The sequence below is a fragment of the Corynebacterium sp. UD i78 genome (assembly GCF_056280545.1).
The window spans coordinates 173,459-191,911 of sequence record NZ_JBWCED010000001.1; the positions used below are offsets into that span (position 1 = coordinate 173,459).

General features: G+C 67.9%; 14 protein-coding genes. 3 read left to right on the plus strand and 11 right to left on the minus strand.

Annotation, left to right across the window (positions count from 1 at the left end; all coding sequences use genetic code 11):
* Position 1 precedes the first annotated feature (1 nt).
* Both ACZ9GM_RS00775 and ACZ9GM_RS00780 read left to right on the plus strand, forming a co-directional pair.
* Positions 2-1,480 carry a cryptochrome/photolyase family protein gene (locus tag ACZ9GM_RS00775; RefSeq protein ID WP_476037009.1) on the plus strand — a complete coding sequence of 493 codons (1,479 nt, stop codon included), beginning with the start codon at positions 2-4 and terminating at the stop codon, positions 1,478-1,480.
* Between the two features lie 29 nt (positions 1,481-1,509).
* Complete coding sequence (locus ACZ9GM_RS00780) at positions 1,510-2,625, plus strand: ferrochelatase (RefSeq protein WP_476037010.1); 1,116 nt, start codon at positions 1,510-1,512, stop codon at positions 2,623-2,625.
* 38 nt (positions 2,626-2,663) lie between these two features.
* Here the strand turns inward: ACZ9GM_RS00780 and ACZ9GM_RS00785 are convergent, their stop codons facing one another.
* Positions 2,664-2,867, minus strand: coding sequence for a hypothetical protein (locus ACZ9GM_RS00785; protein WP_291473598.1), 204 nt, complete (start codon positions 2,865-2,867; stop codon positions 2,664-2,666).
* Positions 2,846-3,205, minus strand: a complete 360-nt coding sequence (locus tag ACZ9GM_RS00790; RefSeq protein WP_476037011.1) for a hypothetical protein — start codon at positions 3,203-3,205, stop codon at positions 2,846-2,848. Before ACZ9GM_RS00790 ends, ACZ9GM_RS00785 begins: the two co-directional genes overlap by 22 nt.
* Before the next feature lie 310 nt (positions 3,206-3,515).
* Here ACZ9GM_RS00790 and ACZ9GM_RS00795 point away from each other — a divergent pair, with 310 nt between their 5' ends.
* Entirely contained in the window at positions 3,516-4,373 is an 858-nt protein-coding gene (locus ACZ9GM_RS00795; RefSeq protein ID WP_476038296.1) for a DNA-formamidopyrimidine glycosylase family protein, read from the plus strand.
* 79 nt (positions 4,374-4,452) lie between these two features.
* Here ACZ9GM_RS00795 and ACZ9GM_RS00800 read toward each other — a convergent pair whose 3' ends face one another.
* The 9 genes from ACZ9GM_RS00800 to ACZ9GM_RS00840 form a co-directional block, all read right to left on the minus strand.
* Positions 4,453-5,466 (minus strand): DUF559 domain-containing protein, encoded by a 1,014-nt coding sequence (locus tag ACZ9GM_RS00800; protein WP_476037012.1) that lies wholly within the window; start codon positions 5,464-5,466, stop codon positions 4,453-4,455.
* A 356-nt stretch (positions 5,467-5,822) separates the two neighbouring features.
* The gene (gene pgi / locus ACZ9GM_RS00805; protein ID WP_291473594.1) at positions 5,823-7,493 is read right to left on the minus strand and encodes a glucose-6-phosphate isomerase; all 1,671 of its coding nucleotides are present in this window, start codon (positions 7,491-7,493) and stop codon (positions 5,823-5,825) included.
* 15 nt (positions 7,494-7,508) lie between these two features.
* Entirely contained in the window at positions 7,509-8,360 is an 852-nt protein-coding gene (gene hisN / locus ACZ9GM_RS00810; protein ID WP_476037013.1) for a histidinol-phosphatase, read from the minus strand.
* A gap of 209 nt (positions 8,361-8,569) precedes the next feature.
* On the minus strand, positions 8,570-9,019 hold the full coding sequence (locus ACZ9GM_RS00815; RefSeq protein ID WP_476037014.1) for a hypothetical protein: 450 nt from the start codon (positions 9,017-9,019) through the stop codon (positions 8,570-8,572).
* Positions 8,986-10,827, minus strand: coding sequence for a glycogen debranching protein GlgX (gene glgX / locus ACZ9GM_RS00820; protein WP_476037015.1), 1,842 nt, complete (start codon positions 10,825-10,827; stop codon positions 8,986-8,988). The genes ACZ9GM_RS00815 and glgX overlap by 34 nt, the downstream gene beginning before the upstream one ends.
* A complete protein-coding gene (gene glgA, locus ACZ9GM_RS00825) occupies positions 10,824-12,332 on the minus strand; it encodes a glycogen synthase GlgA (protein WP_476037016.1) in 1,509 nt (502 codons plus the stop codon). The genes glgX and glgA overlap by 4 nt, the downstream gene beginning before the upstream one ends.
* Positions 12,333-12,337: 5 nt before the next feature.
* Positions 12,338-13,648 carry a glucose-1-phosphate adenylyltransferase gene (gene glgC / locus ACZ9GM_RS00830; RefSeq protein ID WP_476037017.1) on the minus strand — a complete coding sequence of 437 codons (1,311 nt, stop codon included), beginning with the start codon at positions 13,646-13,648 and terminating at the stop codon, positions 12,338-12,340.
* Positions 13,645-15,957 carry a 1,4-alpha-glucan branching protein GlgB gene (gene glgB / locus ACZ9GM_RS00835; RefSeq protein WP_476037018.1) on the minus strand — a complete coding sequence of 771 codons (2,313 nt, stop codon included), beginning with the start codon at positions 15,955-15,957 and terminating at the stop codon, positions 13,645-13,647. The genes glgC and glgB overlap by 4 nt, the downstream gene beginning before the upstream one ends.
* Complete coding sequence (locus ACZ9GM_RS00840; RefSeq protein WP_476037019.1) at positions 15,954-18,404, minus strand: glycogen/starch/alpha-glucan phosphorylase; 2,451 nt, start codon at positions 18,402-18,404, stop codon at positions 15,954-15,956. The genes glgB and ACZ9GM_RS00840 overlap by 4 nt, the downstream gene beginning before the upstream one ends.
* Positions 18,405-18,453 lie beyond the last annotated feature (49 nt).

The following is an 18,453-nucleotide window of genomic DNA, read 5'->3' on the forward strand; positions in this document are numbered from 1 at the left end:
CATGGCCGCCGGGCCCGCCACCACGCTCGTCTGGTTCCGCGACGATCTCCGCCTCGCCGACAACGCTGCACTTCAGTGGGCTGCGCAACGGGGTCAGGTCATTGCGGTCGTCATCGACGAGGATGCCGCTGCCACCGGGGCCCGCCCGCGCGGTGCCGCGGCATCCTGGTGGCGCGACCGGAGTCTCTCACAGCTCTCCGCGCGTCTGCTCGACCACGGTGTCCGGCTGCTCCACCTGGCGGGGGACCCGGTGGAGATCATGACGACCCTTCCCGGCATCCTCGACGTGGACGCGGTCGTGTGGAACCGGCGGTACGAGGAACCGCTTCGGGCCGTCGACCGTCGCGTCAAGGACATTCTGCAGGGCGGTGGCAACGAAGTCCACAGCTTCCCCGGCCACCTGCTCACGGAACCCTGGCAGATCACCACCGGGGAGGGCCGACCCTACCGGGTCTTCACCCCGTACTCCCGTGCCGCGGCGCCGGTCGCCCAGGACGCGGTGGAGCGGTTGGTGGAAGCCACGGCGCAGGCGCCCGATGCACTGCACGGTCCCGAGGGGGATCTTCCCGAGGTTCCGTTCCCCTCGGTCCGGTCGTCGGCCGCTGCGTCGTGGACCGCGACTCTGGCTGCCCACTGGACACCGGGTGAGGAAGCGGGGCAGGCGACTCTCGCTGCGTTCGTGACAGGTGACCGCAGGACGACGGCGACCGGTAGCCCCGGTTACGCCGACGGGCGTGACATCCCGGATTCCGACGCGACCACCAGGCTCTCCCCGCACCTGCGTTTCGGTGAGGTCAGCCCGCACCGGGTGTGGTTCGCGGTGGCCCGTGCCGTGGCCGCCGGTGACCTGCCTGTCGCAGACGGCACGTCACTGCACAGCGAGCTGTTGTGGCGGGACTTCGCGTGGCAGCGCCTCTACCATCGGCCCGATCTCGCGTCCCGGTGTGTCCGTGGACAGTTCACGCAGTTCCCGTGGCGGTGGGACGACTCCCTGCCCGGCGACGCGATGCGCCTCGGTGGCCGAACGGCTCTGGCGGAGGAACTGTCGGCGTGGCGGTCCGGGACTACCGGTATTCCACTGGTGGACGCAGGGATGCGGGAACTCTGGGCCACAGGCTGGATGCACAACCGGGTGCGGATGGTGGTGGGCAGCTTCCTCACGAAGAATCTGCTCATCGACTGGCGGCACGGTGAGCAGTGGTTCTGGGACACCCTCGTCGACGCAGACCCTGCGTCCAACCCGTTCAACTGGCAGTGGATCGCCGGATGCGGCGACGACGCCTCCCCGTACTTCAGGATCTTCAACCCGGAGACCCAACGCAGGAAGTTCGACCCGGAACTCAGGTACGTCAACCGCTGGATCCCGGACCTCGCAGCTCAGACGGAGGGCCGAACGGAGCTGTATCCGCCGCCGCTGGTCGACCTCGGAGAGTCGAGGCGACGCGCACTGGACACCTACGAACAGGTCACCGCTGAGTGAACTGGACCCGTCAACACCAAGGAGATCATGTGAGCACCCTCGTCAACGAACAACCGGTCGACGCGTTGTTGTTCCTGTCCTTCGGCGGACCTGAGCGGGCGACGGACGTCGTCCCTTTCCTGGAGAACGTCACCCGTGGACGAGGAATACCCCGCGAACGTCTGGAGGTCGTCGGTGAGCATTACTTCGCGCTCGGCGGCCGTAGCCCCCTCAACGACCTGAACCGGGAGATGATCGGCAACATCGGGGATGAACTCGCCTCACGTCACCGTGACCTGCCGGTCTACTTCGGCAACCGGAACTGGCATCCCATGGTCGAGGACACCGTGGAACGGATGGCCGACGACGGTATCCGTAACGCGCTCGTCTTCGCGACCTCGGCCTGGGGTGGATACTCCGGGTGCCGCCAGTATCACGAGGACATAGCCAGAGCCCGCCGGGCGGTCCTGGAGCTCGGCAAGACTCCGCCCCGGCTTCAACGGCTGCGGCAGTTCCATGATCATCCGCTGTTGATCAACACTTTCGCCTCCGCTGTCGATGACGCCCGGCGCTCCCTCGGTGACCCGGGTGACCTCAGCGACAGGGTCGTGGACGCCGATCTTGTCTTCACCGCCCATTCCGTGCCGGTTCGTGCAGACCGGGAATCAGGTCCGGCCCAGGGTGATGGCCACCTCTACTCAGGTCAGGTCCGGGAGTCCGCACGGTTGATCCGGGCGGCGTCCTCGTTCCGAGTTGCCACGGACGCTGACGTGGATGTGGTGTGGCAGTCGCGTTCCGGCCCGCCGACAGTGCCCTGGCTGGACCCGGACATCTGCGACCATCTGCGGGACCGGGTGAGCCACGGCAACCGCCGCCCGGTGGTGCTGTGCCCCGTGGGATTCGTTTCGGACCATGTCGAAGTGCTGTGGGATCTGGACACCGAGGCGAAGGAGGTTGCCGATGAGCTGGGGATCGGCTTCCGACGGGCCGCTACTCCCGGACCGACGCGGTCCTTCGCACAACTCGTCTGCGATCTCATCGATGAGGTCGTGGTGTCTGACGACGTATCGAACACCGCAGGTGCAGGCGACCGTTGCGGAACAGTGCCCAATTACGGCGGTGCCGTCAACGGCTCACCGTGTGCGGTCGGGTGCTGCGGGGCCTGAACAGTGGCGGCCCACTCCTGTACGTCGGTCGCGGCGTCCTACAACTCCGTCAGGTCCAGTGAACGGTCCGCGACCGCGACGACGTCGGGATCATGCGTGGCCACCACGGTCACGCACCCCGATGCCGCAGTGACCCGGTGCAGCAGATCGGCGAGCAGCTTCGAGGACACGACGATCTCGCCGGGCCCGGTGGCAGGAGTGCCGTCGGTGATGTCCGGGGTCAGGGAACCGGAGGGGTCCATACCGAAGGTGGCATGTCCACGGTGGTGCTGTCGCTGCCGGTGACTTCGCTGCGGACCATGGAGACCCCGAGGGGTTCGGCGGCCACGTCGTCACGGGAGGTCCAGACCTCCGCATCGTGTCCGGACACGGTGCTCCGGTTGAAGTCCGAGGTTCCCGTGGCGAAGGCCACGGAGTGCGCGTCGAACGGTCTCAGGGCCGAGACGGTGTCGTTGCCGAGGCCGATGGTGAAGCCGGAGACCATTCCCACCAGTGCTGCGACGAAGGCGACGACGACCCCGATCATGGTGAACCGGCCCCAGGCGGAGCGCAGTTCCCGTAGGGCGATGAACACTGACATCTCCCTCCTGCGACATTCTGTCGCTATGTGTGGCGCACCCGCCCCGGACCGGAGGACGCCATTCTCAGACGGGGTCGACCGGGGCGTCGGGGGCAGCTCTGAGTCGGCAGGGCCTGCTGGAGCTCATGCTGACCGGAGAACGCCTGCGTCAGGTTGCAGTGCACATAGGCGATGACCGCGGACCGATCCTCCACGTCAAGCCTATGACCCGCAGTCGTCGCCGGTTGCGGGGGAGTAGTCTCCCCGATGACACGGTCACCGCAGGAACCGACGGATGACTGAACCGACGGAGGTCAGAGAGGAGCCACCCGTGCCCGAAGGCGATTCCGTCCTGCAGCTGTCCAACCGCATGCAGTGGATGGGTGGCCGCCTACTCACCCGCTCCGACATCCGCGTCCCCCGTTTCGCCACGGAGAACCTCGCCGGACGCACCGTCACCGACGTGTGGCCCTACGGGAAACACCTGTTCATGGACATCGGCGGGCGCGTCCTGCACACCCACCTGAAGATGGAGGGCGTCTGGTCGATCCACACCGCCGGTACCCGGTGGAGACGCCCCGGCTACACCGCCCGCGTCGTCCTCGGCTTCGCACCGCAGCATGCCGGCGGCCCGGAGATCGAGGTCGTCGGGCATTCACTGGGTTTCGTGCGTCTCTTCGACCGAGACCGGTACGGGGAAGTCGTCGCCCATCTCGGTCCTGACATCCTCGACCCGGACTGGGCGTCCACCCCGTCGGACGGCATCTCGGGACGCGACGAGGCACTGCGACGCATCCTCGACCGACCCGAACGGTCCATCGGCGCTGCGCTGCTTGACCAGCGCAATGTCGCCGGCATCGGCAACGAGTACCGGGCAGAGGTCTGCTTCCTCGGCGGCGTCGACCCACGGCGTCCCGTCGGAACGGGGGAGGTCGCCACGACAACCGCCGCGCATCTTCTCGACCTTTCACGCCGGGTGATGTGGGAGAACCGCCTGGAACCGCGGCGCCTGTTCACCGGCGACCGACGCCCCGGCATGGGCAACTACGTCTTCGGACGCGCGGAGAAGGCCTGCCGACGCTGTGGATCCCCGATCATGAAGAGCTTCCTCGGCGGGGTGGACGCCGACGGTGACGAGGGCGAGCTCGAACGCGTCATCTGGTGGTGCCCGGTCTGCCAGGCGCAGTGATCTTCCCGACCATCAGCCCCTCGCCGCGTGAACGACCCGACAGGGTGGTTTCCCGCCGCGGACCAACCAGTCGGGTCGGTCACGCAGCAGCTCCGGAGTCGTTTCTGCGGCGCATCGCCCGGTCTACCGCGTTCTCCACGAGTTTCAGCATCGCCTCAGGATCGCGGAGATGGCTCCTGTTGAACCGGAGCACCTCCCAGCCCAGATCACGAAGCGCGTGGAACTGGTCGAAGTCGACCTCGGTCTGAGCCCCCTCGGTGTGGTGGCCCCCGTCGTAGTACAGGGCGATCTTCAACTCTTCACACCCCAGATCAGGAAGGGTCCGGGGTGTCCACCCGGCTCCGGCGTCCGGGAGAAGGTCGACCCGGATCTGTGACTTCCACCGGTATGGCGCCGGCAATGCATCCCGGACGATCAACCGCATCACCGTCTCCATCGGGGACTGTGCCCCGCCATCCGAGAGATCCAGCAACCTGGTCACCACCTTCTGCGGAATGACGCCCTTCACCGTCGTCCGGATCTCTTCGCGGGTGATCCAGGTGCACTGGGCGAAAGCGTCGAGAAACTGCACCGCCATGACATCGACCCGGGTCAGTCCGGGAACATCATGGACCCACCAGGAGTGTCGCCCGGTGATGACCGTCCACAGGCACTGCACCGCCGCGACCTGCGGTGCCACCACCTTCATTGACGGGAAACGAAGACAGGGCGTCCGGGTCTCTGTGCCCGGTGGAAGTCTCAGGAACACCGGACGCAGCGGGTGCAGTGCAGCCTTGGCCGAGGCCAGCGTCCCTTTCGGACGCCTTTCCGCGAGAAGGACAACGGGGGCGCAGTCAGCCCAGTCCCACTTGAGTCCGTACACGGCGACCGCTGCCCACCCACCGACCACAGCCTCGGGATGCACCAGGTGATTTCCCCAGGTTCTGGTGACGATGTCGAGGCCGAAGCCGTCGAACTGAGACGGGTCCCAGTCTTCCGGGGTCGGTATGACGACACCACGTGCGACAGCGGTGTAGCTGTGTCGAAGTGACCAGTCGGTGACATCGTCCCTGGCGGCGACAGTGGTGCGACTGACCGGGACGACCGTCGGCATCACCCGCCATGTGTGTGAAGGCCCCCGGCCCCGAGATCGTTCTCGCTTTCCCATGCTCCCCTGTCCCTGATTGCGCGATGATGGGCCACCCCGGTCCTGCCGGGTGCGGGGAAGTACAGCAGAGGAGGGGCGGACTGTCGAGAAAACCGTGGGTCCCTGTGGACAACTCTGTTCCGGTTTCGGTCGGTACCTGTGGAAAACCGGGGCAGCCGGACGCCAGGTTCGGGAGAGCCGAACGCCGAAGACGACTCGACAGGGTGGTCTACGTCGGGCAGACCACCCTGTCGAGTCGTTCTCGCAAGTGACGAGAGGAGCGGGGCCTGAAGCGACCTACCGCACCTACCCACCTACCGCACCTACCGCACCCGGCGGGACCGGATGAACTCCACCAGGTCGTCGGTGGAGGCGTCGCCGGTGTCCACCGGCAGGGAACTGCCCTCGGTGAGCAGAGGGAGCAGGTCGGAGGCACGCTTCTTACCGAGCTCCACGCCCCACTGGTCGAAGCTGTTCACGCCCCACACCAGCCCCTGGACGAAGGTGATGTGCTCGTACAGGGCGATCAGTGCGCCCAGCACCCGCGGGGTGAGCTTGTCGGCGAGGATCGTCGTCGACGGCCGGTTGCCCGGCATGACCTTGTGGGGGATCAGGGACTCCTCGACCCCGGCCTCGCGCAGTTCCTCCGCGGACCGGCCGAAGGCCAGGACCTTGGTCTGTGCCAGGAAATTGGCCAGCAGCATGTCATGCATGCTCGTCGAGCCGTCGGCGGCGACCATGTCGTCCTGCGGGTTGACGAAGCCGATGAAGTCGGCGGGGATCAGGTGGGTGCCCTGGTGCAGCAACTGGAAGAAAGCGTGCTGTCCGTTGGTGCCCGGCTCGCCCCAGTAGATCTCACCGGTCTCCGTGGTCACCGCCGAACCGTCGAGGCAGACCGACTTACCGTTGGATTCCATCGTCAGCTGCTGCAGGTAGGCGGGGAAACGCCCCAGGTCCTGGGAGTAGGGGAGCACCGCGTGCGACTGCGCGCCGAGCACGCTGGTGTACCAGACCCCGAGCATGCCCATGAGCACAGGCACGTTCATCTCGAGCGGCTCGGAGGAGAAGTGGTCGTCGACCTCGCGGAACCCGGCGAGGAACTCCATGAAGTCACGCGGCCCGATCGCGGCCATGAGGGACAGCCCGATGGCGGAGTCCACCGAGTAGCGTCCACCCACCCAGTCCCAGAAACCGAACATGTGCCTGGTGTCGATGCCGAACTTCGAGACCTCTTCAGCGTTCGTCGACACGGCCACAAAGTGCTTGGCCACCACGGCACGCACGGCGTCCTCGTCGGAGGTGTCGGTGCCGAGCTTGCCCAGCAGCCAACGACGTGCAGCATGGGCGTTCGCCAGAGTCTCCGAGGTGGTGAAGGTCTTCGAGGAGATGACGAAGAGGGTGGATTCGGGGTCCAGTCCGTCGAGCTTCTCCACCAGGTCCGTCGGGTCCACATTGGACACGAAGTGCGGGGTGATGCCCGCCGTCTGGTAAGGGCGCAGCGCCTTCGCCGCCATCATCGGGCCCAGGTCGGACCCGCCGATGCCGATGTTGACGACTTCCTTGACGGTGTGGTTCGTCGAGCCGCGCCAGGCGCCCGAGCGCAGGGCCTTGGCGAAGTCACGCATCCGGCCGAGGACGTCGTGGACGTCGGCGGCGACATCCTGGCCGTCGACCGACAGGTCCTGGTCCACCGGGATGCGCAGCGCGGTGTGCAGCACCGCCCGGTCCTCGGTGACGTTGATGTGCTCGCCGGCGAACATCGCCGCGCGGTGCTTTTCCACCCCCGAGGCCTGGGCCAGGCCGGTGAGCTTCCGCAGCAGCGGGAAATCCACCAGGTTCTTCGACAGGTCTACATGCAGTGGTCCGCAGTCGAACGACAGGTCCCCGGACCGGCCGGGGTCGTCGCGGAACATGTCCCGCAGCGTGGTGTTGCGGATCCGCGCAGTCTCGTCGACCAGAGCGTTCCATTCAGGGAGGGACGTGAGTGGCGTCATGTTTTCCACGGTAACCTACTTTGCCTCGGTCTCGCCGTGGGAGACGCCGCCGCCGAGTGCGGCGAGGACGTCATCGTGCAGCAGACCATTGGATCCGACTGCCGAACCCTGGTCAGGGCCGGGGACGCCGGACAGGGAGGTGAATGTACCCCCGGCCTCCCTCACGATGACGTCGAGTGCGGCGAGATCCCACAGGTTGACCTCGGGTTCCGCGGCCACATCCACGGTGCCCTCGGCGACCATGCAGTAGGACCAGAAGTCGCCGTAGCCGCGAAGCCGCCAGGCCGAGTCAGTGAGGGTGATCAACTCGTCACGCAGGCCGGCGTCCCGCCACCCGGTCAGGGAGGACAGGGAGACTGAGGCGTCCGCCACGTCGGCGACCTTGGAGACGTGCATCCGGCGTGCGGTGTCGGTGCCGTCGGCGCTGAAGGTGCGCCAGGCACCCATACCCTCGGCCGCCCACCAGCGCCGTGCCAGCGCGGGGGCGGAGACCACACCCACGACGGGGACGCCGTCGACGAGCAGGGAGATCAGTGTGGCCCACACCGGAACGCCGCGGACGTAGTTCTTGGTGCCGTCGATGGGGTCCACGACCCACTGGCGTCCGGCCTTTCCGGCATCGCCGCCGAACTCCTCGCCCAGGACGGCGTCCTCGGGACGGTGGGTGGAGATGAGGTCGCGCACCTTCTGCTCGGTGGCGGTGTCCGCGTCGGAGACCGGGGTGAGGTCCGGCTTGGCATGGACCTCCAGATCGCCGGCGCCGAACCGGTCCATGGTGATGGCGTCGGCGGCGTTGGCGATGTTCAGTGCCAGATTGAGGTCATCGGCGTACGTGTGGTTCGGGCTCGCGGCCGGGGGCTGACTCATGGCCTCCAGAATAGGCGGGGGCCGAAATGCCTGCAGTGTGAGCCCGGCGGAATCCGGGGTCCGTGCGGCGTCCCCGGTCTTCCGTCGCCGTGGCCCCCTGCGCCGGGATGGGCACCGGTGGGATCCACGGTGAGCCGGACGTGGTGCGGGAGCAGCCGGTCCGTCCGGGTGATGGCGTGGAGTCGGCCCGGGCACGTCGTCGGTGACGCTCACCCGGCCGAGAACACCACCACGGACTGTCCGAGGACGGGGTAGGGGCCGGTGCCGTCCCAGGTTCCTTCTCCGGTGCTGTCCCCGGTACGACCCGAGGGGGTGGTCTCAGCATCCTGAACCACCCTGTCGGGTCGCTTCCGTGACTCGTTGAGGACGCCGGGACGCGCAGAGTCGAGTTCGAGCGTCCAGGTCCGACTGTTGTCGTCACCACCGACCGGGCCGCCGACACCCTCCTCAACACTGCCGCCCTCGCCTCCACTTCCACCTGAGGGCAGGGACACCTCGGCACCACAGCCGGTGTTCACCACCAGAGCCACGGCACCGCAGTTCGCCTCGCCGTCGGTGTCCCCCGCCGTGCCCCGCAGGATCACCCCGACCGGGCGGCCGTCGGTCGCGTGCCAGTCGGTGTCGGTCATCGGGGTGCCGTCGACGCGGAACCACTCCACGTCCCGGTGCCCGTCGGCGCGGAGCCGCGCCCGTGGCGGTACGCCGACTGACGCAGCACCGGCAGCCGTCGACGAAGAGCAATGAGTTCACGGGTGAAGGCCAGCAGGTCACCGTGGACCCCCGACCAGTCGACCCAGCCGGTGGGGTTGTCCTGGACGTAGGCGTTGTTGTTCCCACCCTGGCTGTTGCCCAGTTCATCACCCGCCAGCAGCATCGGCGTCCCCTGGGAAAGCAGCAGCGTGGCCAGCATCCCGCGGACACGTCGTGCCCGGGCCTCGACCACACCCGGGTCATCACAGGGCCCCTCGGCCCCGAGGTTGTCGGAGAAGTTTTCGCCGTGGCCGTCGTTGCCGTGCTCGCCGTTGGCCTCGTTGTGCCGGTCGTTGTAGGAGACCACGTCGGTGAGAGTGAAGCCGTCGTGGGCGGTGAGGAAGTTCACGGAGGTTGTCGCCGGGGCGACCGGCCAGCGCGTCGGACCATCGAACAGGCCCGCCGATCCGAGCAGCAGGGAACCCAGGTCGGTCGCGCCGGGACTGTCCCCACGCCACAGCCGGCGGATCCCGTCGCGGAACCGGTCGTTCCATTCGGCCCACGGCCAGGGGAACTGGCCGAGCCGGTAGCCGTCCGGCCCGATGTCCCAGGGCTCGGCGATGAACCGGACCTGCGAGAGCACCGGGTCCTGGGCGACGGCGCGGAAGAAGGCGGCATCCGGGGTGAATCCGGCGGAGGATCCCACCCCGACACGTCCGAGGGTGGCGCCGAGATCGAAGCGGAAACCGTCGACGCCGATGTCCGTCACCCAGTACCGCAGACTGTCGGTGACCAGGCGGAGCATCGGTGGACGGTCGACGGCGAGAGTGTTGCCGGTGCCGGAGTCGTCGACGAACTCGGGTCCGTCCATGAGGTGGTAGCCGTTGTTGTCCAGGCCGCGCAGCGACAAGGTGGGGCCCAGTTCGTCACCTTCACCGGAATGGTTGTAGACGACGTCGAGGATGACCTCGATCCCTGCGGTGTGGAGGGTGTCGACGAGTTCCCGCAGTTCCCGGTCCGCGGTGACGCCGCTCCGGTCCGTGGCGTAGCGGGGTTCGGGAGCGAACCAGTTCACCGGCTGGTAGCCCCAGTAGTTCGTCAGCCCGCGGTTGACGAGGAATCGGTCGTCGATGAAGGTCTGCAGCGGCAGCAGTTCCACCGCGGTGACGCCCAGGCCGGTGAGATGGTCGATGACCGCCGGATGAGCCATGCCCGCATAGGTGCCGCGCAGGTCCTCGGGCACCTCCGGGTGCGCGGCAGAAAGACCTCTGAGGTGGGACTCGTAGATGATGAGGTCGGCAGCGTCATGCCGGGGGCGTTCTGGCCGGGATGACAGGGATGACAGGGAGGACACCCCGGGGATCACACATTTCGGCACGACCGGCGCACTGTCCCGTGGGTCGGCGTCCCCGTCATCGGTGAAGCCGGACATCAGCGGATGCCAGGTCAGCGGGGATTCGATGATCCGCGCGTACGGGTCGATGAGCAGCTTGGCGTGGTTGGCGTAGCGGCCGGTGTCCGGGTCCCACACACCGTCGACCCGCAGGCCGTAGCGGTCGCCGGGCCCGGGGCCGGTGATGCGGGCGTAGCGGATTCCGCCGGAACGCCAGGGCAGGGGGACGCGCAGCTCGGTGTCTGTCCCGTCGTCCCGCGCCGTGAACAGGCAGAACTCCACGGTGGTCGCCTCCGGAGCCCACACCGCGACATTCACGGCGTCCCCGTCGACGGTCACCCCGAGCGGTGCAGGTGTGCCCCGTGAGACGGTCAGTCTGCTCACCCGACCAGCTCCCCGAAGAGGTCGGCGTAGCGGGACGCCGAGGTGCCCCAGTCCACCGGGGTGGTCATCGCGGTACGTCGCAGTCGGTCCCAGGCGTCCGCATCGCGGTACAGGTCGGCGGCCCGACCGAGGGCGAAGCCGAGACCACCGGCGTCGATCGTCCCGCCGAGGCGCACGTCACCGAAGCTGAACCCGGTGGCGGTCCCGGCATCGAGATTCTCCGGGGTGGCGTCGGTGACGGTGTCGCGCAGCCCACCGGTCGCGGCGACGAGCGGGAGGGCACCGTAGCGCTGCCCGTAGAGCTGGGTCAGCCCGCACGGTTCGAACCGTGAGGGCACGAGCACCAGGTCCCCGCCCGCGTACATGCGGTGGCTCAGGGCCTCGTCGTAGCCGATCCACACACCCATCGCCCCGGGGTAGCGGGCGGCCAGCTCACCGAGGGCGAACTCATAGCCGGGATCGCCCGAACCGAGCACGGCGACGGTCCCGCCGGCATCGAGGAAACCGGGCAGTGCGTCACACAGCAGGTCGACACCCTTCTGGTGGGTCAGCCTGGTGACGACGACCGCCAGCGGCCCGGGGCGGTCACCGGCAGGGTCCAGCCCGAACTCGGCGAGCAGTGCCCCGCGGTTGGCGTCCTTCCCTGCGAGGTCGGACGCCGAGTAGGGCGTCACCGCGGGATCGGTGGCGGGGTCCCAGGCTGCGGTGTCGATGCCGTTGAGGATGCCGGTCATCTCACCCCGGTCCAGGCGCATCGCCGCGACCCCCTCCAGCCCGAAGCCGAACTCCGGGGTGGCGAGTTCCGTGGCGTAGCTGGGGGAGACGGTGGTGACCCGCGAGGAGTGCACCATCCCGGCCTTCAGCGTGGAGACCAGGCCGTGGTACTCCAGGGATTCCGGGTGGAAGTCCCAGGTCGGCAGCTTCAGCCGGTCGAGCTGGTCGGGGCCGAAGATGCCCTGGAAGGCGATGTTGTGCACGGTCACGACCGTGGGGACGTCACAGTCGGCGTACTTCAGGTAGGAGGGCACCAGCCCGGCCTGCCAGTCATGGGCGTGCACCAGGTCCGGACGCCACCGGTCGGCCGTGCCCTCCACCGCCAGGCGTGACCCGACCCACGACAGCGCGGCGAAGCGCACATGGTTGTCCCCGTGGTCGTGGCCGTCGACGGAGTAGGGGCCGCCGGGCCGGTCGAACAGGTGCGGGGCGTCCAGCAGCATGAGGTCGAGTTCGGTGCCGCCGGCAGCGCGGTACACACCACGCCGTACCGTCGCCGGCCCACCGAAAAGGTCCTCGGTGGCCCACACCCGGCGCAGCGTCTTGCCGGCCTCGGCCAGCTTCGCGAGGACGGCCGGATAGGCGGGCAGCAGGACGCGGGTGTGCCACCCCAGGGGTTCGAGTGCGGCAGGCAGGGCGCCGACGACGTCGGCGAGACCACCGGTCTTGATCAGCGGTGCGCACTCCGAGGCGACGGAGAGGACGCGCCGGGTGCGGTGACGGGGAGACATGCCGGTCACTTCTCCAGTTCGCGGCGTCGGTCGAGCATCGGCCGGGTCACCAGGGTGATGCCGGACTCGGTCCGGCGGAACCATCTGGCGTCCTCCTCCGGATCCTCGCCGATGACCAGCCCCTCGGGGACGACCACACCGCTGTCGACGACGCAGTTCGTCAGCCGGGCGCTGCGTTCGACGTGCGCGCCGGGCAGCAGCACCACATGGTCGAGTTCCGAGTAGGACCGCAGGCGCGTGTTGGTGAACAGCATGGAGTTCTTCACCTCGGCGCCGGAGATGATGCAGCCGCCGGAGACCGTCGACTGGACCGCGGAGCCGCGGCGTCCGTCCTCGTCGTGGACGAACTTCGCCGGCGGCACCAGTTCGGAGTAGGTCCAGATCGGCCAGGAGTTGTCGTAGAGGTCCAGGTCGGGGACAAAGGCGGTGAGGTCGATGTTGGCCTGCCAGAAGGCGTCGACGGTACCGACGTCCCGCCAGTAGGGGCGGGTCTCATGACCGGTCATCACGCAGGACTCGCTGAACCGGTGGGCGTAGGCGGAGCCGTCCTTGACGATCTTCGGGATGATGTTGTGGCCGAAATCGTGGGCTGAGGTCTGGTCGGCGGCGTCCTCCCGGAGAATCTCACGTAGGAAGGACCACTCGAAGACGTAGATGCCCATGGACGCCAGGGACATGTCCGGGTGCCCCGGCATCGCCGGCGGGTCAGCCGGCTTCTCGAGGAAGTCGACGATGCGGCCGGTGACGTCGGTGTGCATGACGCCGAAACCGGACGCCTCCTCCCGTGGCACGGTGAGGCAGCCGACGGTGACCTTCGCACCGGTGTCGACGTGCTGACGCAGCATCAGCTCGTAGTCCATCTTGTAGATGTGGTCACCGGCCAGGACGATGACGTACTTCACGCCGTAGTCGTCGACGATGTCGATGTTCTGGGTGACGGCGTCCGCCGTGCCCGCGTACCACTTCTCACCGGCGACGCGCTGGGACGCCGGCAGGATATCGAGGAACTCGTTGCGCTCGGCGCGGAAGAAGCTCCAGCCGCGCTGCATGTGGCGGATCAGTGAGTGTGCCTTGTACTGGGTGGCGACCGCGATCTTGCGGATACCGGAGTTCAGCGCATTCGACAGGGCGAAGTCGATGATCCGTGACTTTCCGCCGAAGTACACGGCCGGTTTCGCGCGCCGGTCGGTGAGTTCCTGGAGCCGGGAGCCGCGGCCACCGGCGAGGACGAAGGCCATGGTCTGGGCTGTCAGCCGTGGCTGGGCGCCGACGGGCATACCACCGGATTCGGGACGGGGAAGAGCTGCTGTGGTCATGGTGTTTCCTCCGTGATGTCAGGTGTGGAGTCTGGTGTGGAGTCAGGTTTCTCGACGAAGAAGATGGCGGACAGGGGTGGCAGAGTGACCAGGGCGGAGTGTTTCTCGCCGCCACAGGGCACAGCCTCGGTGGTGACGGTGCCACGGTTGCCGACGTCACCGCCGCCGTAGAAGGCCGAGTCGGTGTTGAGCGCCTCGGTCCAGGTCCCGGCGGCGGGGAAGGGCAGCCGGTAGCCGGAGCGTTCCACCGGGGTCAGGTTGAGCACCACGACCACCCGCGGGTCACCCGGGTCGCCGTGGCGTACCCAGGCGAAGACCTCGTCGGCGGCTTCCGGGGTATCCGGGGAACCGGACCCGTCGGCGTCGACGATGAGCCAGTGGAAGCCGCCCGGATCGCCGTCGCGGCGGTACAGGGCAGGTGTGGTCCGGTAGAGCCGGTTGAGATCCCGGACCAGGGACTGCACCCCGGTGTGACCGGCATCGTCCAGGCAGTTCCACTCCAGTTCACCGGCGAAGTCCCATTCGGCGACCTGGCCGAACTCGGTGCCCATGAACAGCAGCTTCTTGCCCGGATGCGCCCACATGTAGCCGTAGAAGGCCCGCATGTTCGCCAGCCTCGCCCCGTGGTCGGGGCCACCGGGCATCCGGCCGTACATCGACCCCTTGCCGTGCACCACCTCGTCATGGCTGACCGGCAGGACGAACGCCTCGGTGAAGGCGTACGTCAGCCCGAAGGTCAGCTGGTTGTGGTGGAACCTGCGGTACAGCGGGTCGCGGCCGAAGTAGGTCAGCGAGTCATTCATCCAGCCGAGATTCCACTTGTAGTCGAACCCCAGTCCGGCGGGGCGTCCGTCGGCGTCCGGTGGCTCGGTGACACCGGGGAAGGTGGTGGATTCCTCGGCGACCATCGTGGTGCCGGGGAACTCGGTGGCGGTTTCACCGGTGGTGTCCCGCAGCATGTCGATGCCCTCGTAGTTCTCGCGTCCGCCCTCGTCATTGGGCACCCACTCGCCGACGCGGCGGGAGTAGTCGCGCCACACGACCGAGGAGACGGCGTCCACCCGCAGGCCGTCGAGGTGGTACTCGTCGAGCCAGTAGAGGGCATTGGCGGTGAGGTAGTTCGCCACCTCCGGGCGCCCGTAGTTGAAGATCCAGGTCGTCCAGTCCGGATGGAAGCCGCGGCGTGGATCGAGATGCTCGTAGAGGGCGGAGCCGTCGAACCGGCCCAGGCCGTGGGCGTCGGTGGGGAAGTGGCCGGGCACCCAGTCGGCGAGCACCGCCAGACCCTTCGTATGGGCGGCGTCCACGAAGGCAGCGAAGTCCTCCGGCGTGCCGTAGCGGTTCGTCGGCGCGTACAACCCGATCGGCTGGTAGCCCCAGGAGCCGGGGAAGGGGTACTCCGAGACCGGCAGTACCTCGATATGGGTGAAGCCCAGGTCAGCGACATAGTCGAGGAGATCCACGGCCAGTTCCCGGTAGGTCAGCGGGGTGCCGTCGGCGTGCCGGCGCCAGGACCCCAGATGGACCTCGAAGATGCTCACCGGCCGGTCCCGGTCACCGACACCGGGTGTGGTCGGGTCGCTACGACGGTTGATCCATGTGGCGTCCTTCCAGTCGTGGCGACCGAGCCGACGCACCACCGACCCGGTCGCAGGTGCCGGCTCGGCACCGAAGCCCACCGGGTCGGCCTTCTGCGGCAGCTGCTCCCCGTGCGCGTCCAGCAGGTCGTACTTGTACACCGCCCCCTCGCCCAGGCCGGGCAGGAACAGTTCCCACACCCCGGTCGACCCGCGCAACCGCATCGGATGGGCGGAGGCGTTCCAGGCGTCGTGGTCCCCGACCACGCTCACCCGGGAGGCCTCCGGGGCCCACACCGCGAAGTGGACGCCGTCGATCCCCTCGTGCGTGGTCACATGCGCCCCGAGCACCTCCCACAGCCTGCGGTGCGTGCCCTTACGGAGCAGCTCCTCGTCGGCCGGGCCGATGACCGGGCCGAAGCGGTAGGGGTCTTCACGGATCTCGGTGGACCCTTCGCCGTAGCCGATCCCCGGCCAGGTCACCCGCAGCCGGTAGTAGGGCAGGATCTGACCGGTGAACACGCCGGGGGCGTCCGGGAACGGGGTCAGGGCCACCTCGTCGGTGTCATTGACCACCGCGACGGAGGACGCGCCGGGGATGTACACCACGACATGGCGCCCGTCGGAGGTCGGACCGAGCACGGCGAAGGGGTCACTGAGGGTGCCGGCGACGATGTGGGCGGCGTCCTCGTCGGTGAGGACAGGGGGTGGTTGTTCCTCACGGGGAGTCACAGCGCACTCCTGACGTCCCAGATCTTCTCCATGTACTCCCGGATCGACCGGTCCGAGGAGAAGAAACCCATCCGCGCCACATTGATCAGGGCCTTGCGCTGCCACTGCGCGGGTTCGCGGTAGACCTCGTCGACCCGGTCCTGGGCGGCGTCATAGGAGTCGAAGTCGGAGGCGACGAGGAACCAGTCGCTGTTCCACATGTTGTCGACCAGCCCGCCGTAGCGGTACATCTCGCCGGGGCTGAACGTGCCCTCGGCGACAGCCTGCAGCACATCGCGCAGTGCCTGGCTCTGGTCGATCGCGGCACGGGAGTGGTCCGGCATCTGCCGCCGCCCGGCGACCTCGTCGGTGGTGAGGCCGAAGAGGAAGAAGTTGTCGGCGCCGACCTGCTCACGGATCTCGACGTTCGCACCGTCCAGTGTGCCGATCGTCAGTGCGCCGTTGAGGGCGAACTTCATGTTGCCGGTGCCGGACGCCTCCATGCCGGCGGTCGAGATCTGCTCGGAGAGGTCGGCGGCGGGGATGAGCTTCTCCGCCATGGAGACGTCGTAGTTCGGCGGGTAGATCACGCGCAGGTGATCGCGGGTGTCCGGGTCGTTGTTGACGACCTCGGCGACATCGTTGATCAACCGGATGATGTCCTTGGCGGCCTCGTAACTGCCCGCTGCCTTGCCACCGAAGATCTTCACGCGCGGCACCCAGCCCCTTCCGCCGTTGGTCGGATCGCGCTTGATGCGCTGCCACCGGGCGATGGTCCACAGGATATTGAGCAGCTGCCGCTTGTACTCGTGCTGACGCTTGATCTGGATGTCGTAGAGGGCGTCCACCGGCACCTCGATGTCGTGGTGCTCCTTCAGCCAGGCGACGAGGCGCTCCTTGGCCAGCCGCTTGGTGTCACCGAAGGCGTCGAGCAGGCCCGGGTCGTCGAGGTGGTCCTCGATGCCGGTGAGCCGGTCGAGGCGGGTCTCCCAGCCCTCGCCGATGGTGTCGGTGACCAGCTGCGCCAGCGGCGGGTTCGCCAGCTTCAACCAGCGACGCGGCGTCACACCGTTGGTGATGTTGAGGATCCGGCCCGGGTGCCGCTGGTCCATCACGGGGAACAGGTCCCGCTTGACCAGGTCGGAGTGCAGGGCGGAGACGCCGTTGACCTTGTGGCTCGTGACGAACGCCAGCTCGCCCATCTTCACGTGACCGTCGCCGATCAGCCCGACCCCGTAGGGGCGCGGCCCGCACAGTTCGATTTCCCGGTGGTCGAGACGCTCGATGATCTCCAGGTGACGGGGCAGGGTCTTCGCCATCAGCCCCAGCGACCAGCGCTCCAGCGCCTCCGGCAGCAGGGTGTGGTTGGTGTACCCGAGGACCTGCGTGGTGATGTCGGCGGCGGAGTCGAAGGCGAAGCCGTGCTCGTCGACGAGCAGGCGGATCAGCTCCGGACCGGCGATCGCCGGGTGGGTGTCATTCATCTGGATCGCCACGTACTCCGGCAGGCGTGACAGATCGGAGTGCGAGGTCAGGTAGCGGCGCAGGATGTCCTGTACCGAGGCCGAGGTGAGGAAGAATTCCTGGGACAGACGTAGTTCCTTGCCGCCCTCGGTCGAGTCGTTGGGGTACAGCACCTTCGACAGGGCACGCGCCATGGCCTCATGGTTGGACGCCGCGACGAACTCTCCGGCGTTGAAGCGGTCCAGGTCGAACAGGTCGGCGGTGGGCAGTGCGGCCCACAGTCGCAGCGTGTTCGCCCAGTTGCCGCCGTAGCCGATGACGGGCGTGTCATGGGCGGCGGCCCGGACCCGGGCGCGGGGGTGCCAGATGCGGCGACCGTCCCCGGCATCCTCGACATGTCCGCCGAAGCCGACGTCGTAGGCGGATTCCGGACGGACGAAGTCCCACGGGTTCTCCGTGGCCAGCCAGTCCTCCGGGGTCTCGATCTGGCGGCCGTGGTCGAAGCTCTGCTTGAACAGGCCGTGCTCGTAGCGCAGACCGTAGCCGAAACCGGGGCAGCCCAGGGTGGCCATGGACTCCATGTAGCAGGCCGCCAGCCGACCCAGACCGCCGTTGCCGAGGGCGGCGTCCGGCTCATCGTCGGTGAGCTCGGCGAAGTTCAGGCCCAGCTGATCGAGGGCTTCCCCGACGACGTCACGCAGTCCGAGGTTGATGGTGGCGTCCTCCAGAAGACGCCCGATGAGGAACTCCATGGACAGGTAGTGGACGCGCTTGCGGTCCTCGGCCCAGGTCCTGCGGGTCGACTCGAACCAGGGGGCCACCGCCCGGTCACGGATCGTGTGGGTCAGGGCGAGACGCCAGTCTGTCTTCGAGGCGTGTTCCGGGTCCTTGCCGACGGTGAACTGGAGGTGGTGCAGCAGCCACCAGCGGAAGGTGTCGGCGGTCGGCTCGGGCAGCGTGAGATCGTCTCGTTCAACACCACGGACGGGAATTCTCTCGGACATGGGGCTCCAGGTTGTCCTCAGGGGGACACCGGCGTCACGTTCGGTGGGG

What these genes read in the sequence shown, in the direction of transcription:
- ACZ9GM_RS00775 (WP_476037009.1), top strand. Translation starts at nt 2, where the DNA reads ATGGCCGCCGGGCCCGCCACCACGCTCGTCTGGTTCCGCGACGATCTC.
- ACZ9GM_RS00785 (WP_291473598.1), bottom strand. Translation starts at nt 2,867, where the DNA reads ATGGACCCCTCCGGTTCCCTGACCCCGGACATCACCGACGGCACTCCT.
- ACZ9GM_RS00790 (WP_476037011.1), bottom strand. Translation starts at nt 3,205, where the DNA reads ATGTCAGTGTTCATCGCCCTACGGGAACTGCGCTCCGCCTGGGGCCGG.
- ACZ9GM_RS00800 (WP_476037012.1), bottom strand. Translation starts at nt 5,466, where the DNA reads ATGCCGACGGTCGTCCCGGTCAGTCGCACCACTGTCGCCGCCAGGGAC.
- pgi (WP_291473594.1), bottom strand. Translation starts at nt 7,493, where the DNA reads ATGACGCCACTCACGTCCCTCCCTGAATGGAACGCTCTGGTCGACGAG.
- hisN (WP_476037013.1), bottom strand. Translation starts at nt 8,360, where the DNA reads ATGAGTCAGCCCCCGGCCGCGAGCCCGAACCACACGTACGCCGATGAC.
- glgA (WP_476037016.1), bottom strand. Translation starts at nt 12,332, where the DNA reads ATGTCTCCCCGTCACCGCACCCGGCGCGTCCTCTCCGTCGCCTCGGAG.
- glgC (WP_476037017.1), bottom strand. Translation starts at nt 13,648, where the DNA reads ATGACCACAGCAGCTCTTCCCCGTCCCGAATCCGGTGGTATGCCCGTC.
- ACZ9GM_RS00840 (WP_476037019.1), bottom strand. Translation starts at nt 18,404, where the DNA reads ATGTCCGAGAGAATTCCCGTCCGTGGTGTTGAACGAGACGATCTCACG.